General features: G+C 51.3%; 30 protein-coding genes and 1 tRNA gene. 25 read left to right on the top strand and 6 right to left on the bottom strand.

All coding sequences use genetic code 11. From position 1 onward, the window contains the following. Positions 1 to 65: 65 nt before the first annotated feature. The 11 genes from ccmA to LAT77_RS10000 all read left to right on the top strand — a co-directional run bounded on the left by ccmA (position 66) and on the right by LAT77_RS10000 (position 9,253). Positions 66 to 689, top strand: a complete 624-nt coding sequence (gene ccmA, locus LAT77_RS10050; RefSeq protein WP_290564428.1) for a cytochrome c biogenesis heme-transporting ATPase CcmA — start codon at positions 66 to 68, stop codon at positions 687 to 689. Next, positions 689 to 1,396: a heme exporter protein CcmB gene (gene ccmB, locus LAT77_RS10045; protein ID WP_290564427.1), complete on the top strand. Its 708-nt coding sequence runs from the start codon at positions 689 to 691 to the stop codon at positions 1,394 to 1,396. Before ccmA ends, ccmB begins: the two co-directional genes overlap by 1 nt. Position 1,397: 1 nt before the next feature. Next, positions 1,398 to 2,168 (top strand): heme ABC transporter permease, encoded by a 771-nt coding sequence (locus LAT77_RS10040; protein ID WP_290564426.1) that lies wholly within the window; start codon positions 1,398 to 1,400, stop codon positions 2,166 to 2,168. A 4-nt stretch (positions 2,169 to 2,172) separates the two neighbouring features. Further along, positions 2,173 to 2,397 carry a heme exporter protein CcmD gene (ccmD, locus tag LAT77_RS10035; RefSeq protein ID WP_290564425.1) on the top strand — a complete coding sequence of 75 codons (225 nt, stop codon included), beginning with the start codon at positions 2,173 to 2,175 and terminating at the stop codon, positions 2,395 to 2,397. 81 nt (positions 2,398 to 2,478) lie between these two features. Beyond that, complete coding sequence (gene ccmE, locus LAT77_RS10030; RefSeq protein ID WP_290564424.1) at positions 2,479 to 3,012, top strand: cytochrome c maturation protein CcmE; 534 nt, start codon at positions 2,479 to 2,481, stop codon at positions 3,010 to 3,012. Next, positions 3,002 to 4,996, top strand: a complete 1,995-nt coding sequence (locus LAT77_RS10025) for a heme lyase CcmF/NrfE family subunit (RefSeq protein WP_290564499.1) — start codon at positions 3,002 to 3,004, stop codon at positions 4,994 to 4,996. The genes ccmE and LAT77_RS10025 overlap by 11 nt, the downstream gene beginning before the upstream one ends. Beyond that, positions 4,993 to 5,583: a DsbE family thiol:disulfide interchange protein gene (locus LAT77_RS10020; RefSeq protein WP_290564423.1), complete on the top strand. Its 591-nt coding sequence runs from the start codon at positions 4,993 to 4,995 to the stop codon at positions 5,581 to 5,583. The genes LAT77_RS10025 and LAT77_RS10020 overlap by 4 nt, the downstream gene beginning before the upstream one ends. After that, positions 5,580 to 6,086 (top strand): cytochrome c-type biogenesis protein, encoded by a 507-nt coding sequence (locus LAT77_RS10015; protein WP_290564422.1) that lies wholly within the window; start codon positions 5,580 to 5,582, stop codon positions 6,084 to 6,086. Before LAT77_RS10020 ends, LAT77_RS10015 begins: the two co-directional genes overlap by 4 nt. Next, positions 6,086 to 7,288: a c-type cytochrome biogenesis protein CcmI gene (gene ccmI, locus LAT77_RS10010; RefSeq protein ID WP_290564421.1), complete on the top strand. Its 1,203-nt coding sequence runs from the start codon at positions 6,086 to 6,088 to the stop codon at positions 7,286 to 7,288. The genes LAT77_RS10015 and ccmI overlap by 1 nt, the downstream gene beginning before the upstream one ends. Beyond that, positions 7,288 to 8,187, top strand: a complete 900-nt coding sequence (locus LAT77_RS10005) for a VacJ family lipoprotein (RefSeq protein ID WP_290564420.1) — start codon at positions 7,288 to 7,290, stop codon at positions 8,185 to 8,187. Before ccmI ends, LAT77_RS10005 begins: the two co-directional genes overlap by 1 nt. 85 nt (positions 8,188 to 8,272) lie before the next feature. Then, positions 8,273 to 9,253 carry a response regulator gene (locus LAT77_RS10000; RefSeq protein ID WP_290564419.1) on the top strand — a complete coding sequence of 327 codons (981 nt, stop codon included), beginning with the start codon at positions 8,273 to 8,275 and terminating at the stop codon, positions 9,251 to 9,253. A 5-nt stretch (positions 9,254 to 9,258) separates the two neighbouring features. Here the strand turns inward: LAT77_RS10000 and galU are convergent, their stop codons facing one another. Then, positions 9,259 to 10,161 (bottom strand): UTP--glucose-1-phosphate uridylyltransferase GalU, encoded by a 903-nt coding sequence (gene galU / locus LAT77_RS09995; RefSeq protein WP_290564418.1) that lies wholly within the window; start codon positions 10,159 to 10,161, stop codon positions 9,259 to 9,261. Further along, on the bottom strand, positions 10,154 to 10,300 hold the full coding sequence (locus tag LAT77_RS09990) for a hypothetical protein (RefSeq protein ID WP_290564417.1): 147 nt from the start codon (positions 10,298 to 10,300) through the stop codon (positions 10,154 to 10,156). Before LAT77_RS09990 ends, galU begins: the two co-directional genes overlap by 8 nt. A 213-nt stretch (positions 10,301 to 10,513) precedes the next feature. Between LAT77_RS09990 and LAT77_RS09985 the strand changes: the two genes are divergently transcribed. Beyond that, positions 10,514 to 10,870: a DUF6170 family protein gene (locus tag LAT77_RS09985; RefSeq protein ID WP_290564416.1), complete on the top strand. Its 357-nt coding sequence runs from the start codon at positions 10,514 to 10,516 to the stop codon at positions 10,868 to 10,870. A 20-nt stretch (positions 10,871 to 10,890) separates the two neighbouring features. Here the strand turns inward: LAT77_RS09985 and LAT77_RS09980 are convergent, their stop codons facing one another. The 4 genes from LAT77_RS09980 to cmoA form a co-directional block, all read right to left on the bottom strand. Beyond that, positions 10,891 to 11,259 carry a DNA-binding protein gene (locus LAT77_RS09980; protein WP_290564415.1) on the bottom strand — a complete coding sequence of 123 codons (369 nt, stop codon included), beginning with the start codon at positions 11,257 to 11,259 and terminating at the stop codon, positions 10,891 to 10,893. A 10-nt stretch (positions 11,260 to 11,269) separates the two neighbouring features. After that, positions 11,270 to 11,449 (bottom strand): type II toxin-antitoxin system HigB family toxin, encoded by a 180-nt coding sequence (locus tag LAT77_RS09975; RefSeq protein ID WP_290564414.1) that lies wholly within the window; start codon positions 11,447 to 11,449, stop codon positions 11,270 to 11,272. Between the two features lie 149 nt (positions 11,450 to 11,598). Then, on the bottom strand, positions 11,599 to 12,579 hold the full coding sequence (gene cmoB, locus LAT77_RS09970) for a tRNA 5-methoxyuridine(34)/uridine 5-oxyacetic acid(34) synthase CmoB (RefSeq protein ID WP_290564413.1): 981 nt from the start codon (positions 12,577 to 12,579) through the stop codon (positions 11,599 to 11,601). After that, entirely contained in the window at positions 12,572 to 13,330 is a 759-nt protein-coding gene (gene cmoA, locus LAT77_RS09965; RefSeq protein ID WP_290564412.1) for a carboxy-S-adenosyl-L-methionine synthase CmoA, read from the bottom strand. The genes cmoB and cmoA overlap by 8 nt, the downstream gene beginning before the upstream one ends. Before the next feature lie 95 nt (positions 13,331 to 13,425). On the opposite strand from cmoA, the gene LAT77_RS09960 reads away from it, so the two are divergent. The 13 genes from LAT77_RS09960 to LAT77_RS09900 all read left to right on the top strand — a co-directional run bounded on the left by LAT77_RS09960 (position 13,426) and on the right by LAT77_RS09900 (position 25,865). Beyond that, positions 13,426 to 15,231: a diguanylate cyclase gene (locus LAT77_RS09960; RefSeq protein ID WP_290564411.1), complete on the top strand. Its 1,806-nt coding sequence runs from the start codon at positions 13,426 to 13,428 to the stop codon at positions 15,229 to 15,231. A gap of 178 nt (positions 15,232 to 15,409) precedes the next feature. Continuing rightward, a complete protein-coding gene (aspS, locus tag LAT77_RS09955) occupies positions 15,410 to 17,164 on the top strand; it encodes an aspartate--tRNA ligase (protein WP_290564410.1) in 1,755 nt (584 codons plus the stop codon). A gap of 3 nt (positions 17,165 to 17,167) precedes the next feature. Then, positions 17,168 to 17,665, top strand: coding sequence for a crossover junction endodeoxyribonuclease RuvC (gene ruvC / locus LAT77_RS09950; protein ID WP_290564409.1), 498 nt, complete (start codon positions 17,168 to 17,170; stop codon positions 17,663 to 17,665). 58 nt (positions 17,666 to 17,723) lie between these two features. Next, positions 17,724 to 18,335, top strand: a complete 612-nt coding sequence (gene ruvA, locus LAT77_RS09945) for a Holliday junction branch migration protein RuvA (protein WP_290564408.1) — start codon at positions 17,724 to 17,726, stop codon at positions 18,333 to 18,335. Between the two features lie 130 nt (positions 18,336 to 18,465). Further along, positions 18,466 to 19,485 (top strand): Holliday junction branch migration DNA helicase RuvB, encoded by a 1,020-nt coding sequence (gene ruvB, locus LAT77_RS09940; RefSeq protein WP_290564407.1) that lies wholly within the window; start codon positions 18,466 to 18,468, stop codon positions 19,483 to 19,485. 610 nt (positions 19,486 to 20,095) lie between these two features. Then, positions 20,096 to 20,575, top strand: coding sequence for a tol-pal system-associated acyl-CoA thioesterase (gene ybgC, locus LAT77_RS09935; protein ID WP_290564406.1), 480 nt, complete (start codon positions 20,096 to 20,098; stop codon positions 20,573 to 20,575). Next, positions 20,565 to 21,275, top strand: a complete 711-nt coding sequence (tolQ, locus tag LAT77_RS09930; protein ID WP_290564405.1) for a protein TolQ — start codon at positions 20,565 to 20,567, stop codon at positions 21,273 to 21,275. Before ybgC ends, tolQ begins: the two co-directional genes overlap by 11 nt. A 1-nt stretch (position 21,276) precedes the next feature. After that, positions 21,277 to 21,705 (top strand): protein TolR, encoded by a 429-nt coding sequence (gene tolR, locus LAT77_RS09925; RefSeq protein WP_290564404.1) that lies wholly within the window; start codon positions 21,277 to 21,279, stop codon positions 21,703 to 21,705. 4 nt (positions 21,706 to 21,709) lie between these two features. Then, entirely contained in the window at positions 21,710 to 22,624 is a 915-nt protein-coding gene (gene tolA / locus LAT77_RS09920) for a cell envelope integrity protein TolA (RefSeq protein ID WP_290564403.1), read from the top strand. A gap of 23 nt (positions 22,625 to 22,647) precedes the next feature. Next, positions 22,648 to 24,045: a Tol-Pal system beta propeller repeat protein TolB gene (tolB, locus tag LAT77_RS09915; protein ID WP_290564402.1), complete on the top strand. Its 1,398-nt coding sequence runs from the start codon at positions 22,648 to 22,650 to the stop codon at positions 24,043 to 24,045. A gap of 51 nt (positions 24,046 to 24,096) precedes the next feature. Next, positions 24,097 to 24,630 carry a peptidoglycan-associated lipoprotein Pal gene (pal, locus tag LAT77_RS09910; RefSeq protein ID WP_290564401.1) on the top strand — a complete coding sequence of 178 codons (534 nt, stop codon included), beginning with the start codon at positions 24,097 to 24,099 and terminating at the stop codon, positions 24,628 to 24,630. 158 nt (positions 24,631 to 24,788) lie between these two features. After that, positions 24,789 to 25,577, top strand: a complete 789-nt coding sequence (gene ybgF, locus LAT77_RS09905) for a tol-pal system protein YbgF (protein WP_290564400.1) — start codon at positions 24,789 to 24,791, stop codon at positions 25,575 to 25,577. Between the two features lie 212 nt (positions 25,578 to 25,789). After that, positions 25,790 to 25,865, top strand: a tRNA-Lys gene (locus LAT77_RS09900).

Below are 25,865 nucleotides of genomic sequence, written 5' to 3'. Positions count from 1 at the left end.
GGAACAGGCAATTATTGTGGTAGGATGAGGCCAATTTATCCTTACAGACCAAGGTTGTTAGAGCGGTGCTATTGCAAGGTAGAGAACTGCAATCTGTGCGCGGTGAGCGTGTATTGTTTAGCAACATAAACCTTGACGTTGCCAGCGGCCAATTGTGGCAAATTGAAGGCCCCAACGGTGCTGGTAAATCAAGCTTGCTGCGGATTCTTGCGGGTTTATTGCCGGCCCAGCAGGGCGATGTGCTGTTCCAAGGAGAAGAGATTCAGCAGTGTCGCGAACGCTACTATCATGACTTGCTGTTTATCGGCCATAAATCGGGGATTAAACCCGAACTTACCGCCATTGAAAATCTTGAGTTCTATGCTGCAGTTGAAGGCCATGAATTTTCCACTCCGCCTTATGAATTACTGGCACAAGTTGGCTTAGTCGGTCTTGAAGACATCCCGGCGCAACGACTTTCAGCGGGTCAACAGCGGCGTATAGCCTTGGCCCGACTATGGTTTTCACAAACGCGCTTATGGATTTTGGATGAGCCTTTCACGGCGCTCGACGTTGACGGAATCGCCATGCTGCATGATCGTTTTCAAGTGCATTTGGCGCAGGGTGGAGCAATTATCCTCACCTCGCATCAAGATTTGCAGAGTATGAGCTATCCGGTGAACCGCTTGCAGTTGAGGTATCAACACTAATGAGCAAGCCAACACCAAACACACGTAAGCCGGTCGCCAGTGGCCAGATTTTCCGCCAGATCATCCGTCGAGATTTGCGTGTGGCCATGCGTCAACGCAGTGACTTATTGAATCCGTTAATTTTTTTGCTGATTGTGATCACGCTGTTTCCACTCGGCGTTGGGCCAGGGCCAGATATCTTGGGACGAATTGCCGCCGGTGTTATTTGGGTTTCGGCTTTACTGTCAGCCATGCTGGGTTTAGAACGAATTTTTCGTGACGACTTTCGCGACGGCGCTCTGGAACAACTGATGTTATTGCCGGTCGCAGTAGAGTTTAGTGTGTTGGCAAAAATTATCGTCCATTGGCTGCTGACCGCCGTACCTGTATTGGTCATCACGCCGTTGTTGGCCTTGTTGCTAAATTTACCCATCCAAGCATGGGGGGTGTTATGGCTGACGCTGCTGATCGGTACACCGATATTGAGCGCAGCAGGCGCCATTGGTGTCGCCTTGACGGTCAGTTTGAACAAGGGCGGGGCGCTACTCAGTTTGTTATTATTACCTTTGTTGGTGCCGCTACTTATTTTCGCAACAGCGGCGGTCGAAGCCACCCTCGCAGGCGTGTCGCCGGCGGGCCCGTTGGCATTAATTGGTGCGTTTAGTGTCCTCAGTGTGACACTCGCGCCGTTCGCGGTGAAAGCCGGTTTACGAGTGAGTGTGAATTAATATGTGGCAATGGTTACATCCGTATGCAAAGCCAGAAGCAACCTTTCACTTGGTGCAAAAACTGCTGCCTTGGTTCCTGATTCCCGGTCTGATTTTGTCGGCTGTGGCTTTGGTGTGGGGACTGGCGATAGCGCCGCAGGATTATCAACAGGGTGAGAGTTACCGGATTATTTTTGTCCATGTTCCGGCAGCCATGTGGTCGATGGGCTTTTATGTGGCAATGGCAATCGCCGGCTTACTGGCATTAGTGTGGCAAATCCGAACCGCAGAATTGGCTTTGCTCGCCATTGCGCCGGTGGGGGCAGTATTGACCTTTATTTCGCTGTTTACCGGTGCCTTGTGGGGCCAACCGATGTGGGGCACATGGTGGGTGTGGGACGCTCGGTTAACGGCACAGCTGATTCTTCTATTCCTTTATCTGGGTGTAATGGCTTTGTACATTGCCTTTGAAGATGAACGCGCAGGGGCTAAAGCCGCGAGTATTTTGGCACTGGTTGGCGTGATCAATATTCCGATTATTCATTACTCAGTGTATTGGTGGAATACTCTGCATCAGCAGTCGACCGTGACGCGCGCAATTACCCGCTTGGAAGCGCCAAGTATCGCGCCGGAAATGCTCTACCCGCTGCTGGTGAGCATTGTTGCCATGATGCTGGTGAGTGCCGTATTGGTGATGAAGCGGCTGAACAATGAAATCTTACGCCGCGAAATTCACCGGCCTTGGGCGCTGACCTATTTAGGTATTCCCGTCGTGCAACGGAACGAGGAGTAGGCCGATGCAATTTGATAGCTTACAAGCATTTTTCCACATGGGCGGTTACGCAGTGTGGGTATGGTGGTCGTTTTTAGGCACCTTGCTGTGTTTTGCATTACTCGCTGTAGAAGCGAGTTGGCGCCGGCGTAAGCTGGTCAGTGAAGCGCACAAACATGCGGCTCGTGCCGAGCGTATTTTGCAGGCTCGGCAAGCACGGCGACAGGCCCAGCAAACGAACCAGAACTAGCCGAGTTGCGTAGTAGACTTGCATGTTGCAAAGCGAAACGAACAGGCGAACCGATTTTAAATTGACGAAACGAGAACGATCATGAACCCAAGACGTAAAAAACGATTCATCATGACCAGCGGTATTCTCGGTGGTGTAGCCATCGCGACCGCATTGGTGCTGTACGCTTTGTCGCAGAATATCGATTTGTTCTATACCCCAACAGAAATCATCGACGGTAAGGGTAGCGAACAGGTTCGTCCCGAAGTGGGGCAACGGATTCGCGTCGGTGGCTTGGTTGTGCCGGGTTCGGTGCGCCGCGAAGGTTCAGGTTTAACGGTTTCTTTTAACCTGATTGACACCGGCCCAGCCGAAATTATTGTTGATTTTGAAGGCATCCTGCCGGACTTGTTCCGCGAAGGCCAAGGGATTGTCGCGCAAGGCGTCTTGATTGAACCGAATCGCTTGTTGGCCAGCGAAGTCTTGGCTCGCCACGACGAAGAATATATGCCGCCAGCGCTCGCGGAAGCCTTGAAAGGTATCGAACATGTGCCGCCATCACAGTGGAGTGATGACGACTATCGGAACAACGACAAGGATGACGACAACGAATCAGGTGGTGGTTATGATCGGTGAGTTAGGGCACTTTGCGCTGGCGCTGGCGTTTGCATTCTCAGCGTTACTCGCCTTCATTCCATTAATCGGTGTGGCGCGTGGTCATGGTGGTCAAATGGCGCTCGCTCGGCCACTGACCTATGGCATGTTTATCTTTACCCTGATTTCATTTATTGCCCTGGTTTGGGGGTTTCTGGCGAATGATTTCAGTATTGCTTACGTTGCCAATAACTCCAATACCGCACTACCTGCAATTTACCGCTTTACCGCAGTTTGGGGTTCGCATGAAGGTTCATTCCTCCTGTGGATGCTGGTGCAAGCGAGTTGGGCGGCAGCGTTAGCCTTGTTCTCAAACCGTTTACCGTTAGTTTTCGCGGCGCGAGTTCTTGCGGTGATGGGGATGATTGGGGTCGGTTTCTATTTGTTCATGTTGCTGACGTCAAATCCATTTGAGCGCACCATTCCATTAATTCCGGTCGATGGCCGCGATTTGAATCCATTGCTGCAAGATCCGGGAATGATTATTCATCCGCCATTGCTGTATATGGGCTATGTTGGCTTCTCAGTGGCTTTTGCCTTTGCGATTGCTGCCTTACTGGGTGGCCGTTTAGATTCCGCCTGGGCACGCTGGTCGCGGCCGTGGACGATTGCTGCGTGGGTGTTCCTCACGCTCGGTATCATGGTTGGTAGCTGGTGGGCCTACTATGAACTTGGCTGGGGCGGTTGGTGGTTCTGGGATCCAGTTGAAAACGCCAGTTTCATGCCCTGGTTGGCAGGTACGGCGCTGATGCACTCATTGGCGGTCACGGAAAAACGCGGCACCTTTAAGTCGTGGACCGTATTATTGGCCATAGCCGCATTTAGCTTGAGTTTGTTAGGAACCTTCTTGGTGCGTTCCGGGGTTTTGGTCTCGGTCCATGCATTCGCAGCCGATCCAACGCGCGGCATGTTCCTCCTTGGGTTCCTGGGTGTAGTGATTGCCGGCTCGTTATTGTTATATGCGATTCGAGCGGCGAAAGTGCAAAGCCACAGCCGCTATGACCTATTCTCGCGCGAAGTGTTGCTCTTGGGTAATAACGTGGTCCTCGTCACCGCCACAGTAGTGGTGATGATCGGTACCCTATTGCCGTTATTCTTCCAGCAGCTAGGCTTAGGGAATATCTCCATCGGTGAACCTTTCTTTGATGAAATGTTCATGTGGTTGACCATCCCATTTGCCATTATTCTCGGCTTAGGCCCGCTGACCCGCTGGCGCCGCCAAGGGTTTAGCGAAATCCGCAATAGTTTAGGTCTGGCACTGCTGTTAGCTGTCGTACTTGGTTTCGCCTTACCCTGGATATTTGCTGATGTCGTGCATGGTCTCGCCGCACTTGGTCTAATCCTCGCGTTATGGGTGGTGTTTACTACGGTCGCCGAGTTACGTATGCGTGTGGCCAGCCGCGAACACAAGCTGCCAGCGTTAGTCAAGCTTGGACGCAGCCACTGGGGTATGGTACTCGGCCATTTAGGTTTTGCGGTCATGGTGATTGGTATTGCCATGGTGCAGAATTACGAAGTCGAGCGCACGGTGCGAATGGGACCGGGTGACACCTTCGAAGAGCGCGGTTATGTGTTTAGTTTCGAAGAAATGTACGAATGGCAGGGGCCAAACTTTATTAGTGATACAGCGACGTTCCGTGTTACGCGCACCGATGGCAGCCGTGTTGGCATTATCAAGTCAGAGAAACGCTTTTATACGGTAACACGGCAGATGCAAACGCAAACGGGCTTGCAGGTCAATCCTTTCCGTGACCTCTACATCGCCTTGGGTGAAGAGCTCGAGGATGGTAGTTGGGCGGTGCGGATTCATATCAAGCCGTTTGTGCGCTGGATCTGGGGTGGCTCCATCCTGATGGCCATTGGTGGTATATTCAGTATGACAGATAAGCGCTACCGCCTGCGTCGTCGCTTACGCGATGAGCGTAAGCGTGAACATGACGCAGCTGAACAGGAGGCGAAGGCATGAATCCGAAACTCAAGCTTGCGTTCTTTTTAATGCCACTGATTCTATTTTTATTGGTGGCGGTATTCCTGTTTAAAGGCTTGTTCTCCGACCCAACGCGGCTCGATTCCGCGTTGGTTGGACGTGAAGTGCCTCAGTTCGAGTTACCCGATTTGTATCAACCGGATGTCATTCATGACAACCGCATCATTGGTCAGCGCCCGTTGTTGATCAACGTGTGGGCCACTTGGTGTCCAACCTGTTATGCCGAGCATACGTTTTTAAACCAACTCCTCGCTGAAGAGCAGGTCTACATTATTGGTTTAAATTACAAAGACGACTCCCGCGGTGCGGCTGTACGTTGGCTGCAAAACTTGGGCGACCCGTATGCGATCAATTTGTTTGATGCGACGGGACTGTTAGCATTGGACTTAGGTGTCTACGGCGCACCAGAAACCTATGTGGTTGATCAACATGGTGTGATTCTTTATCGCCATGTGGGTGACTTGAATGAGCGGGTGTGGCGACGTGAAGTCGGGCCAATTTATTATCGTGCGATGCGTGATGCTGGCTTGCCGATTCCAGAACATCGCCAGGAGCTGGTCTTATGATGAAACAACTCCTCCTCGTTATGACGCTGGCATTCACGTTTGCCATCGGACATGCGGCCGCGTCAGCCGAATTTTATGAATTCGAAACGGCAGAACAAGAGCGCCGGTTTAATCAATTAGCGGGTGAACTGCGCTGCCCGAAGTGTCAAAACCAAACCATTGCCGACTCCGACGCACCTTTGGCGCAAGATATGCGTCAGCGTGTTTATGAAATGGTGATGGCCGGCGAAAGCAACCAAGAAATTATTGAGTTTATGAAAGTTCGCTATGGTGACTTTGTTCATTATCGGCCACCGGTCAATCGTTCGACGTTGATCCTCTGGCTTGGGCCGTTACTGGCTTTTGTTATTGGCATTGTCGTCATTGTACTGAATGTCCGGCTGCGTCGTCATGACGACAGTGAATTAACACCTGAAGAAGAAGCGCGTATGCGCCAAGTGTTGGCCAACAGCGACATTGACACCAATACCGATGAAGAGAATAAAGAGGAGCACAAACAATAATGTGGTACTTCCTTCTTGCGCTCCTGTTAGTCCTTGCCATTATCATGATGGTGCTCGCGCGCCGCAATCAATGGGAAACGTGGACGATTGAACAGGCAAATAAAGAGATTTATGAAAGCCGTCTGAGTGAACTTGAAGAAGACGTTCGCCAAGGCGTGATTTCCGAAAAAGAACGTGTTCATGCGGAAAAAGAGCTGCTCAAAACCTTCGTCACGGATATTCATGATCCGGACAGTCACGTCGAGAAAAAACCGGCCAGCATGCTGATTCCGACCATCATTTTGGTGGTGCTCGCGGTGGGTATTTATATCTATGACGGTTCGTGGAAGCAACAACAGCAGTCGGATCGTGCGCATGAGGCATTACCGCTGTTAAGTGCTTGGTTGCAAGGCGACCAAAATGCTGCGCCGCGTTCTGAAGAAGAGCTTTGGACCTACGCGTTGGGGCTGCGTCAGCGATTGATGGAAGAACCAGAGCCAAACGCTTGGAGTCTCTATGGGCGCTTGATGATGCAAGTTCGTCAGCTTGAACAAGCACTGGAAGCGTTCGAAGTGTCTTATAATCTTGAACCAGACAACTACAACAATCTGATGTCCTATAGTCAGGCGCTAATTATGTCCGGTAGTGACCATGATTTGGCGCTGGCAGCACGGAATTTGCGTCAAGTGTTGCAGCAGAATAATCAGAACGTCGAAGCCTTAGGATTACTCGGTATTGTTCATTTTGAACGCGCTGATTTTGAGCGCGCAGCCGCCTCATGGGATCTAGCGTTAACACTGATGGATGAGAGTGATCCGCGATACAGCGCAATTGCTGATTCGCTGCAGCAGGCGCAAGATCGTATCGACGGTACGATCACGACATTAACCGTCACTATCGATATTAGCGAAGCCTTGCGCAATGAAATGGCGTGGATTAATAATTTGTTTGTCTTTGTCCGCAACCCTGATGGTGGTCGCGAACCGATTGCGGTGACCCGCCAGCGTGTCACCGATTTTCCTGTGACGGTAACCTTAACGGATGAAGATGCCATGCTCGAAGGCGTGAATTTGTCCTCTGCTGCGAGCTGGTTAGTGCAAGCTCGGTTGACCACAGGTGACAGCATGGAACGACGTCGCGGCGATTTTGAGACACGACCGATGTTGATTGAGCGTGAGTCGGGTCAGCAGATACGGATTACACTTGTGGACATGGTTGAATAATGCGGCGCGTGCATTTTATCGTAGCGATGATGGTGGCTCTGGGAGCAGTTGGTTTAACTGGCTGCGCCCAAACACCAGACACGGACAGTGCAACCGATGTCGATGTCGATACAACAGCAGCGATAGCGGAATCGTATGATTTCGATTTTCGTGATGAGCGCGATCCATGGGAATCCATGAACCGCAGTTTTTACAATTTTAATCGGCACGTCCTCGACCCGTATTTAATCAGCCCAGCAGCGAGTGCCTATGCGTTGATTCCAAGTCCTGTGCGTGATGGTCTCTATAATGCTACGGAAAACATTACTGAGCCGGCGTCGACGGTGAATAACCTGTTGCAGCGTAAGTTCAAGTCGGCGGGCATTAGTGCAGGCCGCTTTCTCATGAACTCAACGATTGGTGTGTTTGGCTTGTTTGACGTCGCCGGTAAAATGGGTGTCGGTCAAGAAAGTGAAAGCTTCGGGCAAACATTGGCGGTCTACGGTGTGCCTGATGGCCCATATATTATGCTCCCCGGCGCAGGACCAACCGTCATTATCGATCGTGGCGGTGACGTAATTGATGACTATGTCTGGCCGGCGACCTTGTTTAGCTGGTCACTGAGTATCGGTCGCTATGTGATTCGGGGTTTGGAAACGCGAATCGCCCTGCGTGAACTGGAGCCTATGTTGGAAAATGCTATCGACGAATATGCGTTCGTCCGAGAAGCCTATTTTTCCACATGGCGCGATAAAGTGTATGACGGTAATCCGCCGATCGACGACTTTTACGATGACTTCGATGACTGGGATGATGATTGGGGCGATTGGGATGATCGCAGTGTGCGCGTGCCGATCTATCAGCCGCAACTGAAACTACCCGACGATTACATTGTCATTCGTGTACGAGTAGCGCCTTAATTTACTCAATATTATCGATTCTAGGTTTGACGCCAGCGCGTTTGTGAACGACGCTTAAGGTAGGCGAGGAAGTGGAGTTCCCAAGATGAATCGAAAAGTCCTGATCATTGAAGATGATCGCGTTTATGCCTCGATTCTCGACAGTTTTTTAAGCGAACGAGGCTACAGTGCTACACATGCGCCTGACGGCGAAACGGCGCTGCGGCTGCTGAAACAGATTGAACCTGATGTGGTGCTCTGTGACTTAAGCCTACCTGATATGTCTGGCTTGGCGATTCTTGAACGTTTAGTCAGCTCACCAGACCCGATTCCCGTAATTGTCATCTCAGCGTCAGACCGCATGGCCGATATTCGTGAAGCTGTGCGCCTTGGCGCAGCGGACTATTTGGTAAAACCGGTGGCGAAACTCGATGTGCTTGAATATGCTTTAGAGAGTTGTCTCGATCGAGTAGCGCTCGAAAAGGAACACGAGCATGACCGTTGGGAATTTGATGACCATCTTGATGTTCTATTTCAAGACGACAGCGTCGTGCAACGTTTAAGTTATGATTTAATTCGCCGCGATCAATTAGCCGTGGGGCCATTCCAAATCATCCACCATGTCGGCCCTCGCGACGAGCAACGGCTATGGCTCGATTACTACCGCTTGCCCAATGATCAATTGATTATGGTGCTTGCCCGAGCGCAAGCGCTCAGTGGGCAAGATATTCTCGCGCTGTTGGTGCTGAAAACACTGTTTAATCCGCTCTTGCGAGCTACTTTGGCGGAAACGACACACTTACTGATGCATCCGCCGAAACTGCTGGCGCGCTTGAACAGTGAGCTCTGTCATTCACGTATTCGTGCGGCTTTTGACATGGTTGTGGTGTGGATTGATACGCGCACGGGGGTCGCACGTTGGAGCCAAGCCGGGGACAAAATCTTGCTCAGCCATGAAGGGAAGCCTGATTTAGCGTTGGGCATTTGGGGCAATGCGACTTACCGTCAACACCAAGTGCCGCTGGATCGACAAGGTTTCTATATGGCCTGTGAGGAAACTTGGCTGCGGGCGCAACCCCGCAGCTAATTGACTTATTTAATGCTCTGCAACCAGGAACCGAACTCTTTGCCGAGTTGCGGATGGCGTAGGGCGTAGGTAACAAACGTTTGCAAATAGCCCAGCTTATTACCGCAGTCGTGGCTATGTCCCTGCATGTAGTAAGCGTTCACTCCTTCTTGTTCAAGCAGCATTGCAATCGCGTCGGTTAACTGTATTTCGTTGCCTGCTCCGGTCGGTGTTTTCTCCAGCAATGGCCACAAGCCATTGGAAAACACGTAGCGTCCAACCACAGCAAGATCTGACGGTGCTTCGTCTACGGGTGGCTTTTCGACTAAGGCTTTAATTGGCGCTTGTTCACGCGGGCGAAGTTCCGCACCACCAATGTCGGCGACTCCATATTGGTCAACGAGATTCGCGGGCACTTTTTCGACCATGACTTGACTGGCCCCGGTGTGAGCGAAGTTTGCGATCATTTCTGCCATGTTTTCTGTTTTTGTGTCGTAGCTCGCCTCGTCCATGAGAACGTCAGGCAAAACGACAGCAAATGGTTCGTCGCCAACCAACGGCCGCGCGCACAACACGGCGTGACCAAGGCCTTTAGCTGCGCCTTGACGAACATGCATGATGGTCACACCTTGCGGGCAAATGGCCTGTACTTCGTCCAATAATTGGCGCTTAACGCGTTTTTCTAATATCGACTCCAGTTCAAAGCTGGTATCAAAATGGTTTTCAATCGAATTTTTACTCGAATGCGTCACCAAAATAATTTCCGTCAACCCAGCGGCGGCACATTCATTAACGATATACTGAATTAATGGTTTATCCACTAACGGCAGCATTTCCTTCGGAATCGCCTTCGTCGCAGGTAGCATCCGTGTCCCAAGGCCGGCCACGGGAATAATCACTTTGGTTACGGCTTGTCCTTTCTTACTCATAATTCACCTTTCTCGTTTTAAAATACTGTTGCACCACTTCCGGTGCCCCTGCACCGCGGAAGCGCTGCACGCTAAATGCTGTCGCACCACTTCCGGTACCCAACCGACCGGTTTTCATAGACGCCGTAAACCCATCCATGGGGGCTCGGATGCGGCATCCATGCCGCATACGCTCTGAAAACCGGCCGGTTGGGCACCTCACGTGGTACTCCGCCTTTTCAGCGTGCAGCGCATTCACGTCGCTCGGGCACCTCGCGTGGTGCTTCGCTTTAACCTTGAGTTTACAACATGTTGCCCGTAAACAGAATGCAGGAGTTGTGCTAAACTTTTGTGAAACAAAGGAGTCAAGCGAATGATTTATTTTTCAGCGAGTAAAATTAAGGCATTGAAAGGTTTTTCGACGTTGGAGCGTGCTCAGATTGTAGCGATGGCGGCGCGTTCGATGCCGTTTGAGCGCAAAGCCATTGCGAATGTTCTGAAAGTCATTTTGCTGGTAGCAATGTTCTGGATACTGTTGGATGTGCCAGGTATCGCTTTGAAAATTGTTGCGTTGTTAGCGGTAGGCTTGCTCTATCCTTTGGTGCTGCAACCGATTACTTTAACTATGGCGGTGCCTTATATTCCGGAAGCGGCGAGCCGTTTTCAGCGCAGCAAGGCCTTTGCCCAAGACGCACCGGATGGAGATGGCGAGGACGGTGGCGCAGATTAGGCGCTGTTGTGGTCGGATGGCTAATCGGCCAGAGGGTAATCTTGAATCAAGCAATGAAGCGGGATACGTAAGCCAACATGCAAGCTACGTATCATTTTGATACTCAGGCCGCGTTTGCGATTAAGTATTTCGCTCACGCGGCTTCGTGTTCCTAAGAACGGCATGAGATCTTTGTCGGCTAGGTCAAGTTGCTCCATTCGAAATCGAATGGCTTCGATTGGGTCGGGTGCATCGATAGGAAACTCTTTTTCTTCATATGCGGTGACTAATGTTACCCATACTTCCAGTTCATCCCCTGCGGTTGTGTTCGGTTCGGCATTCCATAATTCGTCAATTCGCGCGAGGGCGGCACGATAGTCTTGTTCGCTTTTAATCGGTTTGATGTTCATAGCTCAGCCTTTATATGGTCGCTGCATCGATCTGGTCATATTCATCATGATTTCCGACAAAGCGGATGTATATGATTGAAAAAGAAAAATTGATTGCGACAACTAATCTGTACTTGTTCCCATGGATATTAAAAACAACCCTATTATTCCCAACAAAGCTTGCGTGACGATAGAGTTCCTTATTTCCCATTATGGGAAAATCAATTGAGTTATGCAAGAATTTTCCCGAATTGGGAAAATTCTTGTTCGTGGTTGTGTGCCAAAGCGGGAAGTGTAGCGATGATTTAATGCGAAATTGAAGGGATACGAATGTAGGCAATCGCGGATTGCCTACTCTCTTTATTTTTCTGCAACAATTACGGCCCGTTTCGGGGCGGGGTAACCTTCGATGGTTTTGCTGTTGTCGTTGGGGTCGAGGAAGTCGGCGAGGGAATGGCTTTCCATCCACTCGGTGGCGCGTTGTTCGTCGGTGGTGGTGATGCACTCGTCGACGACGCGAATGTTTTTCATGCCGAGGCGCTCAAGCCAGTGGCAGAGGGCGGCGGATGAGGGCAGGAACCAGACGTTGGGCATCTGTGCGTAGCGGTCGCCGGGGACAAGGACGGTGTTGCGGTCGCCGTCGATGACGAGGGTTTCCAATATAAGTTCGCCACCTTTGCGCAGTTGATCGACGCACTGCTGCAAGAAATCGACCGGTGAGCGGCGATGGTATAAGACGCCCATGGTGAAAACGGTGTCAAATGCTTGGAGCTTGGGCATGTGCTCGATGCCGAGTGGCAGCAATTCAATACGTTGAGCCAGTTCTGTGGGTACGAATTTGCGTACGGCGCGGAATTGGCTGACGAAGAGCTCTCCGGGATCGATGCCAACGGCGAGGTCGGCGCCGGCGCCGAGCATGCGCCAAAGGTGGTAGCCGCTACCGCAACCGATATCCAAAACGGTGCGTCCGTTTAAATCGCTGATATGTGGTGCCACGCGGTCCCACTTCCAATCGGAGCGCCATTCGGTGTCGATGTGCACACCAAACAAGTCAAACGGGCCTTTGCGCCAGGGCATTAGTTGCTTTAAGAGGCCGCGGATGCGCGCTTGTTGGCCGGCATTGGCTTCGTCTGCTTGACCGAGCTCGACTTTACTGTGCAGGTCAATATGTTTGGCGGTGAGCTCTGGTAATTGCTGTATAACGCGCTGCCATTTGTGAAATTCACCGTGCGGTTGTTGTTGCCATGTCCGCAGTTGAGCGGGCAAGGTTTCGAGCCAATGTGCAAGTGGGCTGTCGGCGAGAACTTTGTAAAAATCGTTAAATTCACTGGCTTTATTCATGACTCTCACCTTTAATTGCAACCCATGAGGCAAAGTTGAAACAGCGGAACCAATTTTGCACTGTGGTGAAGCCGGCATCATGTAAACGCCGCTCTTGTGTTTCGGGTGTATCGATGCGCATGACGTTTTCGAGTGCGGCGCGTTTTTGGCTGACTTCAAGTTCGCTGTAGCCGTTGTCGCGTTTGAATTGGTGGTGCAAGTCGACTAAAAGTTCTTCGGCTACGGGGTCGCTGTGGCGTACTTTTTCGGAAATTACTAGTAGCCCGCCAGGCAATAATTGTGCGAAAATCGAGTTTATGATCTTCTGGCGCAGTTTGGGATCGACAAACTGTAAAGTAAAATTCAGAATGACCATTGAACATGGCTCAAGCTGCACGTCACTAATATCGGCGCAGATAATGTGCACTTGGCTATCACCGCGATAGGCATCGACGTAGGTTTGGCAGCGTTCGACCATAGCCTGGGAATTGTCGATACCAATAATTTCAACACCGGATTGTTGACAATGCTGTTTCACGGCAAGCGTTGCTGCACCTAACGAACAACCAAGGTCGTAGACCTTCGTATGCGGTTGGATGTAGCGTTCAGCAAGACGTCCAATAGTGTGGATAATATTGGCGTAGCCGGGAATTGAGCGATTAATCATGTCAGGGAACACATTGACGACTTGGGCGTCAAAGGTAAAGTCACTGACTTTTTCTAATGGCTGCGAGTAAACGGCATCGCGTTGTGTCGGTTGAATTGGTTTCATGAGTGTTTTTGCACTAATAACTCGGGATAATGACTAAATTGTACCTTAAGCAGAGTGTAGCGACCATATTTGCGTCGAAACTGCAGAAGCGTGTTATGCAGCATAACCTTCGTTGTCTTTGGTCGTTGGTCCTGTTGTTTATGGTTGTGCTTCAATCCCCTGCGTGGGCGCAGTCGGCAGGCGCACAGATTTGTGTGGCAGCGGATGTTAACGCTAACGAACAAACGCTAAGCCAGTTAGTCATCGCGGTTCCCAACGAAGCAGTGCGTTTGCGTTTGCAGCGCGCTTATCCAGAGTATACGTTGCGGGTGGTTAGTGACCAAATTCAGCGCAACGGGCAATCAACCTCGTTCCTTACGGCGATTCAAAGTAAGCAGGTTCTTGCGTGGTGGTGCGGCAGCGATCTCGAGGACGCTTTGCATGCTGAGTTGCAGGTGATTCCGCAGCAGTCCATTCACTTGTTACGTACGGTGCAGTTGGATCAAACCCTTGATCTAGACTTTATAAGCGAATCCGAGCAAGCGATTAATCTGCGTCCATCGGAATTCGAAGCGGTGTTGTCTGCAGGTGTGCTTTATATCGGTCTGCCGGAAGATTCTTCACCGATTTCGTTTCGCGACCGCAGCGAACGTGCAGTCGGTCTTGATGTTGACGTGATGCAACTTCTGTCAGAGCGGATCGGTTTCAGCTATGAGTGGGTTGACTGCGGCACTTGGAATCAGTGTGTGCGCGCATTGGAACAGCGTGATATCGATGTGCTGAGCTTTATGACGCCGACCAGCGAGCGGCTCAATTATGCTGCGTTCAGCGTACCTTATTGGGATGTTGCTTGGGCAACGGTCAGTTTAGAAAGTAACCCGGTGCGTGGGCAGAACTTTAATAGTTTGCGCACGAAGGTTATTGCAGTGGTCGAAAACTACTCAATTTTAGATCAAATTAAGGCGATTCCCGGCATGACGATCTTGCTAGTGGAAACGCCGGAAGACGGTCTTAGTGCGGTGCTCAACGGCGTTGCGGACGCGTATTTAGATAGCTTGCCTTTATTGATGAACCGTGTACGTGAGCAAGGGCTGACGGGCATGGTATTAAATATATTGCGCGACGAGCCCGGCGACCAGGTGAGTATTGGCGTGCACCGCGATTTTGCTGATTTAGTGCCAATCATTGACCGCGCGATACTTTCGGTGTCGGCAGCCGAGCGCCAAGCGATTCAAGAAGCGTGGTTTGATCCGAGCTTGGAAAGTGGCCTGAATCGGGAGCAAGTGCAGCGCTGGGCCATTATCATGACGATTTTGGTCATCGTCATTATTACCTTGTTCGTCGCGCGGATGTTTGTATTACGAAAGCACATTCGGCGACAAAAGCAGCGCGAAGCCAAGATTCGTCATCAGGCGCTGCACGACTCCTTAACAGCGTTACCGAATCGCGCGCACATTCTTGAACGTGTCAACGACGTTTTAACGAAGCATCTGTTGGACGATAAAAAATTCGCATTGTTGTTCATCGACCTAGACGGTTTTAAAGCCATCAATGATGAACGCGGTCATGAAGCGGGTGACGAACTTTTGATTGCGGTGGCTAAACGGCTGCAGCATTCGGTGCGCGAGTCCGACTTGGTCGGACGCTACGGTGGTGACGAGTTTGTGATTTTATTGACCGACTTAACGGCGACGGATCAAGCGACTGTGGTCGCCGAGAAAATTCTTTCGCGCATGGGTCAGCCGTTCCGGATTGATTCAGGTTTGGCGCAAATCGGTGCGAGTATTGGTGTGGCCATGTTCCCTGATCATGGCGACGATCTTGAAAGTCTGCTGAGCGCTGCCGATGAAGCCATGTACAAGGTTAAAGAGTCGGGCAAGCATGGTATTTTCTTGGCCAAGCCCGCGGTTCCAGCGGAGTAGGTTTCTCGCGATGATTTTAGCGGCTCTAAGGTGACCACTTTAGACAGCCGCACAGGGTGACTTTAACCCCTGCTGTCCTTTATACTACCTCCTTTATTAAATTAGATTATTGTTGCCAAAATTCGTTTGGCGGCTTTAAATTTTTTTCCGATTTTTCAAAACGTGGAAGCAAAGAAACATGCGCAGTCATTATTGTGGTCAGGTCACCGAGCAGGAGCTCGGCAATCAAGTTACCGTTGCAGGTTGGATTCATAAGCGTCGCGATTTAGGTGGTTTGATTTTCGCTGATGTGCGTGATCGTACTGGCTTACTGCAAGTGGTATTTGATCCTGATTTAGCCGACATGTTTGCTGAAGCGAACAAGTTGCGCCAAGAATTCTGCGTGCAAATTAAAGGTGACGTGCGCGCCCGTCCGGAAGGGCAAGTGAATGAGCGCATGACCACGGGTAAAGTGGAATTGCTGGCGAAAGAAGTGACGATTTTGAATCGCTCGGCGCCTTTGCCCATTGATTACAATCAGCAAGTGAGCGAAGAGCAGCGCCTGCGCTATCGTTATTTGGATCTCCGTCGTCCGGACATGAATGAAAAAATTCAGTTCCGTGCGCGGGTGGCGAGTGCGGTGCGCCGTTTTATGGACAGTCAAGGCTTCTTGGACATTGAAACACCCATGTTAACGCGGGCGACGCCAGAAGGTGCGCGCGATTATTTGGTGCCAAGCCGCACCCATAAGGGTAAGTTCTTTGCGTTGCCACAGTCACCGCAGCTGTTCAAACAGTTGCTGATGATGTCGGGTTTTGACCGTTACTATCAAATCGTCAAGTGCTTCCGCGACGAAGATTTACGTGCGGATCGTCAGCCTGAATTTACTCAGATTGATATTGAAACCACCTTTATGAGCGCCGACGATGTGCGTGCGCTCACTGAAAGCATGGTGCGGTCGTTATTTAACGAAATGCTGAATGTGGAATTGGGTGACTTCCCAATTATGCCGTATAGCGAGGCGATGCGTCGTTTCGGTAGTGATAAACCAGACTTGCGTAATCCGCTTGAATTGGTGGACGTTGCCGACTTGGTCAAAGACATCGATTTTAAGGTGTTCTCTGGCCCAGCGAATGATGAAAAAGGTCGTGTGGCAGTGATTAAAGTGCCAGGTGGCGCGAGTTTGAGCCGCAAACAAATTGATGAATACACAGCGTTTGTTGGCATTTATGGCGCCAAAGGTTTGGCGTGGATGAAGGTCAATGACCGTGCTGCTGGCCTTGGAGGCTTGCAGTCGCCGGTGCTGAAATTTTTCCCAGAAGATGTGGTGCAGGCGTTATTGGAGCGGGTTGACGCGGCGGACGGTGACATTCTGTTGTTCGGTGCCGACCGTGGCACAGTGGTTTCGGAAGCGCTCGGTGCATTGCGTTTAAAACTCGGCCAAGATTTTGGTTTGGTCGAAGACAGTTGGAAACCATTGTGGGTGGTCGACTTCCCCATGTTTGAAGAAACCGATGAAGGTTATTTTGCCTTGCATCACCCGTTCACTGCACCGATTGGTGTGACCGCCGACGAATTGAAAGCCAACCCGGGCGCTGCGCTGTCGAATGCCTATGATATGGTACTGAACGGCTGTGAAGTTGGTGGTGGCTCGGTGCGTATTCACGACAATGCCATGCAACAAGCGGTGTTTGGTATTTTGGGTATTGACGAAGCCGAAGCGCAAGAGAAGTTTGGCTTCTTGTTAGAAGCATTGAAGTATGGTGCGCCACCGCATGCGGGCTTAGCATTTGGCCTCGACCGTTTGGTGATGTTGATGGTGGGTGCGAGCTCGATTCGTGACGTGATTGCGTTCCCGAAAACGACCACGGCACAGTGTCCGTTAACCGACGCGCCAGGTGTTGCCAACCCTGCGGCATTGGTTGAGTTGGGCATCGATTTACGTAAGGATTAATGGGTGACCCGCATCGTGTTGGGCATCGACCCCGGATCACGGATTACCGGTTACGGGGTGGTGCAGATGTCGGCGGGCAAGCTCACTTATTTAGGGAGTGGCTGCATCAAGCTGGCGCGCACCGGTGGTTCGACTGACATAGCACTGTCGACCCGCTTGAAGATGATTCATGATGGGGTGCAGCAGCTCATTGAACAATTTCAGCCGACGGAATTTGCTGTCGAGCAAGTGTTTATGGCGCGCAACCCGGATTCAGCATTGAAACTCGGGCAAGCACGCGGTGCGGCGATTGTGGCTGCGGCGCTGGCTGATTTGCCCGTTTATGAATACGCTGCGCGAGCGGTAAAGCAAGCTGTGGTTGGCACCGGTGGGGCGGCGAAAGAGCAGGTGCAGCACATGGTCAAGCACATGCTGAAGTTGCCTCGTATGCCGCAGGCAGATGCCGCAGACGCCTTGGCGGTGGCTATTTGTCATTTGCATACGTCGGCGCAGTTGCGTTGAGTGGCCTAAGCTAGTGACTTGCGCTAGCGATGAGAATAATTAAAACAATGGGACAGCCATGATTGGACGATTACAAGGGATACTCGCGGCGAAGCAGCCCCCAGAACTGTTGATCGACGTGCAGGGTGTGGGCTATGAAGTGCAAGTGCCGATGACGTGTTTTTACGATTTGCCGGAACTCGGCAAGGCGGTGACCCTCTGGACCCATTTTGTCGTGCGTGAAGACGCGCAGCTTTTATTCGGCTTTAATACGCTCGACGAACGTGCTTTGTTTCGGCAATTGATCAAAGCGCAAGGTGTTGGACCGAAGATGGCACTCGGAATCATGTCCAGCTTGTCGGCACCGCAGTTTATTAACTCCGTGCAGCAAGGCGATTTGACTACGCTCGTGAAGATTCCCGGCGTCGGCAAGAAAACCGCCGAGCGCTTGTTGGTCGAGATGCGTGACCGCCTGAAAGACTTTGGTGGTGCTGATGTGAACACAGGTTTACCGGGAGTTACGCCAACGGCGCCAGCGGTTGTGTTGGTGTCGGCCCGTGACGAAGCTTTAAGCGCATTGGTGGCGCTTGGGTATAAAGAGTCGGTGGCGCAGAATATGCTGAAGAAGACTTCCGACGATGGCATGAGTGCGGAAGAGCTGATTCGGGCAGCGTTAAAATCGATGCTATAGAGCTGTTGAATTGTTGCTGTAAGGTCGTGAGTACTCGACTCTTGATGAGCAGGGGCGAAGCCGCCGAAGACAGCGCAGTTTGTAGCAAACCCGAGACCACAAAGAAAAACGAGAATACATAGGACGAATGATGATTGAAGCTGATTCGATGATGCCAGAACGACCGGTGCAAGCGCGCGCTACCGGCGAAGACGAGGTCATTGATCGCGCCATTCGTCCCAAACGTTTGGCCGACTACACAGGTCAGAAACACGTCGTTGAGCAGCTCGGTATATACATTGAAGCAGCACGTGGACGTGAAGATGCGCTTGATCATGTGCTGATATTCGGCCCCCCTGGATTGGGTAAAACTACGTTGGCAAATATTATTGCCAATGAGATGGGCGTGGGTATCAAAACCACGTCAGGTCCCGTGCTTGAAAAGGCCGGTGACCTTGCTGCGCTGCTGACCAACTTAGAGCCAAATGACGTGCTCTTTATCGACGAAATTCATCGCTTAAGCCCAGTGGTGGAAGAAGTTTTGTACCCTGCCATGGAAGACTATCAGCTTGATATCATGATTGGCGAAGGGCCTGCGGCGCGTTCGATTAAACTCGATTTACCTCCCTTTACGTTAGTTGGTGCAACAACACGGGCTGGCGCTTTGACGTCGCCGCTGCGTGATCGTTTCGGCATTGTTCAGCGCTTAGAGTTTTATTCGGTGGACGAGCTGACCAAAATTGTCGTGCGCTCGGCTTCCTATTTAAATATGGATCTCGCTGCGGATGGCGCTCGTGAAGTCGCGGCACGTTCTCGTGGCACTCCGCGCATAGCGAATCGTCTATTACGCCGTGTGCGTGACTTCGCGCAAGTGAAATCGTCGGGCCCAATTACCGCAGAGGTTGCGGCGGCGGCCTTGAACATGGTCGACGTCGACAAAGCTGGTTTTGATTATATGGATCGCAAGCTACTTGAAGCGATTATTGACAAGTTCACCGGTGGTCCGGTTGGTTTGGAAAACCTCGCAGCCGCGATTGGTGAAGAGCGTGACACCATTGAAGATGTGTTGGAACCGTATTTAATTCAGCAAGGCTTTATTCAGCGCACCCCGCGCGGCCGCATTGCCACACAGCGAGCCTACCAACACTTTGGGCTGCAGAAGCCGGAGTAAATGATAGGCAAAAAAAAGCCCACTCGGGGGGAGTGGGCGAAGTTGTAACAACAACAAGGAGGAAGTTAAATCCAGGAACTACATGAGAGCAGTTGCTCTCAAAATAAGGAACGCGACAATCGTTACCTTAAATTCTTTCGTCAGGCAGGAACCTTGTGATTGCCCCCTGAACATGCCGCGTATTATACGGCTTCTCCGACCAGTCTCAAACGAGAAAAACTACAACTTCGCATAAGATAAAGTAATGTGTTAATGAAATGTGAAGGTTGTTTTTTCGCCAACACAATCCTAACAATTGCCAATTAGGTGCATAAAATCAACAAGTTAACAAATTCGATTAAATTTTGACGGATAAGTAAAAGTCTTGCGAACGTGCTTATGGAAGCCTTCGTGGCTCGGAGCCGGAATGTGCCGTGGCAGGGTCGAAAACGAATTGCGGCTCCGAGCCAAAATGAATTACGGCTCCGAGCCAAAAAGCGGTAGACCGCATTTTTCGTAAGTTTGTCGCAAATCGAACGACTCTTAATTTCTTCTTGTAGCTAAGGTATAGTAACCTGCGATTAGTGAGTCATCGCAGTTCCAGAACGAATGCGCGAAAACGAAAAAATAGATGACGTATGACGGAACTGAAAGACAAGCTGCATACCTAACGCAGCAAGCTCGACAGATCGTGGGGGAAGTGAGTTTGGGGGAATTTTCTTGGCCGGTGCGCGTGTACTACGAGGACACTGACGCTGGCGGCATTGTTTACTATGCAAATTACCTAAAATTTTGTGAGCGCGCACGCACCGAATGGCTGCGTGCTTTAGGTGTTGAGCAAGATGGTTGGCTCGATGAAAAAATAGGTTTCGTGGTCCGCCATGTTTCACTTGATCTTCGTGCGCCGGCTCGATTTAATGACTTCCTCACAGTGACCGTGGTGCCAACGCGAATTCGTAAAGTGTCGATCGAGTGCGTGCAGGAAGTTCGCAACGTCAATGGCCAAGTTTTGTGTGTCGCCGAAGTGAAGGCGGCATGTGTCAATTTAGCAACAATGAAGCCGGTCGCAATTCCCGGCCCAATTATAGAGGTACTCGGACGTGGAAGCTGATATGTCCTTTTTAGGCTTGTTCTTGGAAGCAAGTCTGTTAGTGCAAGCGGTGATGGTGTTATTGGTGGCAATGTCTATTTTATCGTGGGCCTTGATTTACCAGCGCCGCAAAGTTTTAAAGGCAGCGGAAACGGAAGCTCTGAAATTTGAAGAGCGTTTTTGGTCAGGCGTTGACCTCGCAAAACTCTACAAAGAAGTCAGCGCGAAAGGCAATAAAGTGCAAGGAACCGAGCATCTATTTCATTCTGGTTTCCGCGAGTTTGCCCGACTTCGCCAAGTTCGCAGTATGGATCCTGTGTCGGTGATGTCTGGTACTCAGCGTTCGATGCGGGTTGCTCACAGCCGTGAAATGGAACGTCTTGAAACGCACCTTAGTGTTTTGGCGACGATTGGCTCCATCAGCCCTTATATTGGTTTGTTCGGAACGGTATGGGGCATCATGAATGCATTTATCGCGCTCGGTAGCGTGCAGCAAGCGACCTTGCAAATGGTTGCACCGGGTATCGCGGAAGCATTGGTGGCGACGGCAATGGGTCTATTCGCAGCCATTCCGGCGGTCATTGCGTACAACAAATTCTCTACCCAAGTGGCGACGATTGACGGCAACTACATTAACTTTGCCGAAGAATTTACCGGTATTTTGCAGCGCCAAACGTTTGGCAGTGTTGCGCAGGCTGAAGCGCAGGGGCAGGAGGCTTAATATGGAAGCCTTTATTCCGCGCAAACGGCGCAAAGCAATGTCGGAAATTAACGTCGTGCCCTATATCGACGTCATGCTGGTGTTGCTGATTATCTTTATGGTAACCGCGCCGCTAATTACGCAAGGGGTCGATGTCGACTTGCCACAAGCGGATGCTCAACCCTTACCCGAAGATAGTCGCCAACCCTTGGTCGCCTCGGTTGACCGCGAAGGGAATTACTATTTGAATTTGGGTGATAATCAGGATCAACCCATGTCGGCAGTCGACGTTGCAACATTAGTTGCTGCGCACCTGCGCATGGATCCGGAAACTCCAGTGGTTGTGCGCGGCGATGGCAATGTCGCCTATGCGCAAGTGGTTCAGCTGATGGTGCTGTTGCAACGAGCAGGCGCACCGAAAGTGGGTCTCATGACCCAGCCGCCGGAGTAAGATGATGAGTAAGAAGCAGGACCAACCGCAGCAAAAAGGTTTGTTTGGCATCAGCTGGAAGGCCTATGGATATTCAGCGGCGTTGCATGTGGTGCTGATTTTGGTGTTGGTGCTGAGTATGGAATTTACCCCAGCGCATGATGCCAAAGACTCACCGATGCTGTCAGCGCCTGATGTGGATATTGTCGAAGCGGTTGCCGTCGATGAAGCGCAGGTGCAAGCGCAAGTGCAGCGTTTACAGGAAGAGCGCGATGCACAGCGCCGCGCCGAAGAGCAGCGGGTGGCTGAGTTAGAGCGCCGCGCTCGCGAAGCGGAGCAATTAAGACAACGCGAAGCGGAACGGGCAGCACAAGTTCAACGTGAACGTGAGCAGCAAGAACGTCAGCGTCAGCAGGCGGAGCAACAGGCACGGCAAGCGCGGGAAGAAGCGCAACGCGCAGACCAAGAGCGTGAGCAAGCAGCTGAACGTCTACGTCAGCAGCAGGAACAAGAGCGACAAGCGGAAGCTGAACGTCAGCGCCGTGAACAAGAACGGCAAGAAGCGGAGCGACAAGCCCGCGAGCGTGCCGAGCGTGAACGCCAATTGCAAGAACGTTTGGCGGAAGAGCAGGCGGCACGGAATCGGGCACGGCAGCAGCGGGTGTTGACTGAAGTGGAGCGCTATCAGGCGCTGATTCGGCAAACCATTCAACGCAACTGGATCGTCGACTCGTCGATGCGCGGCAAGTCGTGTATTCTGAATATTAGTTTGGCTCGCGACGGCTTTGTTACCAATGTGACTGTTGGTGAAGGTGATCGGGCGGTGTGTGAGTCTGCGCGGGCAGCCGTCATGCGTGCAGGTAGTTTACCAATGTCCGACGATCCGGATGTCGCCGAGCAATTAAGAAATATTCGTTTGCGCGTTGAACCGCAGCTTTAAGTTTTAACTGGAGTAGGGTAACCATGAAGATGTTCAAGCACGTTTCCCAAGTTTTCCTGCAGCGAGCGGCGTTGTGGCTCGTTGCAAGTGTTGTTTTGCTCGCGGGGGCACTGCAAACAGCGCAAGCACAGACTGCATTAGAAATCGTTATCACTGAAGGCCAAGACAGTGCGCGGCCCATTGCCATTGTGCCATTCCAATTCCGTGGTGAAGGCGAATCACCGTACGACTTCGCTGAAATTGTTGCCGCTGACCTACGTCGCAGTGGCCGCTTTGGCCCGGTCAGCCGGAATCAATTACCCGGCACTCCGGGCAAAGACGCTGATATCGAAGACTACGCGGCGTGGGGACGACTTGGCGTCGAAGCACTGTTAGTCGGCGAAGTTTCGCGCTTGTCTGACGGTCGTTACCAAGTCACCTACGAACTCATTGATCCACTGCGTGGCCAAATCACCGGCGGCAGTGCCCAAGCATTGGTCGACGGTCGGTTGATTGATAGCAATGACCATATTATTGAAGGGCGCAGTTCGGTGGTCAGCGAACCACAATTCCGCCAATATTCGCACCGAATTTCCGATGTTGTTTATGAAGCACTGACCGGCGAACGCGGCGCATTCTTAACGCGCATCGCCTACATTTATGTCGACTTTGATGCCGAAAATCCCTACCACTTAATGGTTAGCGATTATGATGGCTATAATGAAAGGGTGTTGCTAAGATCACCAGAACCATTGATGTCGCCGACTTGGTCGCCAGACGGGAACAAACTGGCATATGTCAGTTTTGAGAACGGCCGACCAGAAATTTTCATGCAAGATATTTACACCACCAGCCGAGAAAAGTTAACCTCTTTTCCGGGTATCAATGGTTCGCCTGCGTGGTCTCCGGACGGACGTCGTATGGCCATGGTGTTGTCGAAAGACGGCGCACCAAATATCTATGTGATGGACATTGAAAGCCGTCGCTTAGAGCAAATTACTGACCACTGGCGGATTGATACCGAACCGTCGTGGACACCGGATGGACAGTCGCTGACGTTCACCTCAGAGCGAGGTGGGCGCGCACAAGTGTATCGAGTGGATTTAAATAGTAAGCAAATTCGTCGCGTGACTTTTGAGGGTGAAGCAAACCTCGGTGGCGTGGTGACTCCTGATGGCAATGGACTGGTGGTCGTGCACCGCGCAAATGGGCGTTTCCATATTGGGCGGCAGGACTTCCCCAGCGGGAATTTACAGGTGTTGACTGAGACGTCTCTGGATGAGTCGCCGAGTGTGGCACCAAACGGAAGTATGATCATTTATAGTACAACCCACCGCGATAAGCAGGTGTTGGCTCTGGTGTCGATGGACGGGCGTTTCCGCGCTCGTCTACCTTCACGGGAAGGTGAAGTGAAGGCGCCTGCATGGTCACCGTTTTTATAATATGGTACAAATTAGGTTATTCGGCTAAAACTTTCTGACAGGACGACAATAATGCAGTTATCTAAATTAGTAAAAGCAATGATCGTAGCGGTTCCAGTTGTGATGTTAGCAGCGTGTTCAAGTGCACCTGACGACACATCGACCACTTCAACCGACGGTACCACCACAACAGGTGCAGATCGTCGTGGCGTTGAGTCTGGCGCAGCTGACCGCATGTTAAGCCCGGAAGAGCAGCGTCAACAGCGCTTTGCTGAGTTGCGTCAAGAGCATATCATTTACTTCGACTTCGATACCTCGGAAGTACGTGGTGAATTCGCTGAGCTATTAGCTGCGCACGCTGACTACTTAGTCCGTAACCCGTCAGTTCGCGTTGTTATCGAAGGTCACACCGACGAGCGCGGCACGCCTGAGTACAATATCGCGTTGGGTGAGCGTCGTGCGCAAGCCACCGCTGACTACCTGCGTAACCTCGGCGTTTCTGCATCGCAAATGACGATTGTGTCATACGGTGAAGAGAAGCCATTAGCACGTGGTAGCAATGAGCGTGCATGGGCGCAAAACCGTCGTGCGGTTTTAGTCTACTAAGTTACTGACGCCCTTAGTGGTGGCAGTTGCTGAAGTAAGATGAAATAGTTTAAAGAATGGCGCAACCATCGCGAGCTCGGCTCTCGGGTTGCGCCTTTTTGTTGGTCACGTCGTTGTTTTGGCAATGTCGATAAATCGAGAAACAGGTGATGAAACTGATGAAACTTTCAGGAGTGGTACTGGCGGTAGGCTTCACGGGGCTAGTGATGGCGCAATCGGGAGCACCTGTGGTCAACGTCGCGCAGGCCCAGCAAGGTAACGAAAGCGTGCAACAGCGGTTAGATCGTATTGAACGATTACTGGAAGCGCGCACGCAAGGTCAAGCCTCGATGATGGAGCAGCTTGGACGGTTACAGCGCGAAGTCAGTGAATTGCGCGGAATTTCTGAAGAGCAAGCCTATCAGCTCGACCAAATCGTGCAGCGTCAACGTGATATTTATCAAGAGCTTGACCGAGTCTCACAACAAGTTCGCAGCGGTGGGGCGGTATCTGGTGCAGCGACATCAGGTGGTTCAGGTAGCAGTGCAGCAATTGATGCACCGAGTTTACCGGTGACCTTGTCCGACAATGTCGGCGAGAACGAAGCCTATGATCGTGCAGTGCGGTTAGTGTTGCAAGATCGTCGATACGACCAAGCAATTCCAGAATTTCAGGCATTTTTAAGCAATTATCCGAATTCATCGTACGCCGGTAATGCGCACTATTGGCTCGGTCAGCTGTTCTACGCCCAAGAAGAATACGACCAAGCGATTCCGCATTTCCAGCGCGTGGTTCGAGACTTCCCTGATTCAAATAAACGTGCTGACTGCATTTTGAAATTAGGCATGATTGCCCAAGCGCGCGGCAACGTCAGTGAAGCACGGCGTTTCTTTGAACAAGTTCGCAGCGAATACGCCGGTTCAACGGAAGCGGGTATGGCCGGTCGACAGCTTGAGCAGCTGCGCTAAAATTTTTTCGCTCAATTCACAATTTGTGATCGAAGAATTGGCGAAAAACGTTAAAGAAAAGTTGCAAAAATGGCGCTTCCGGTTATTAATTGGCCGGAAGCGCGATTGTTTCAAAAAAAATTAGCAATATAGGCAGATTGTTTCTTGCATCGAGGTCAGATTTCAGTAAACTATGCCGCCGTTGCAGAGGCAAATTAGCAACGTTTGAAAGTGGGTCGTTAGCTCAGTTGGTAGAGCAGTTGACTTTTAATCAATTGGTCGCAGGTTCGAATCCTGCACGACCCACCA

Source organism: Aliidiomarina sp. (genome assembly GCF_022565475.1).
GTDB lineage: Bacteria > Pseudomonadota > Gammaproteobacteria > Enterobacterales > Alteromonadaceae > Aliidiomarina.
Note: the sequence above shows the minus strand (reverse complement) of the source record. Positions and strands in the feature narration are given on the sequence as shown.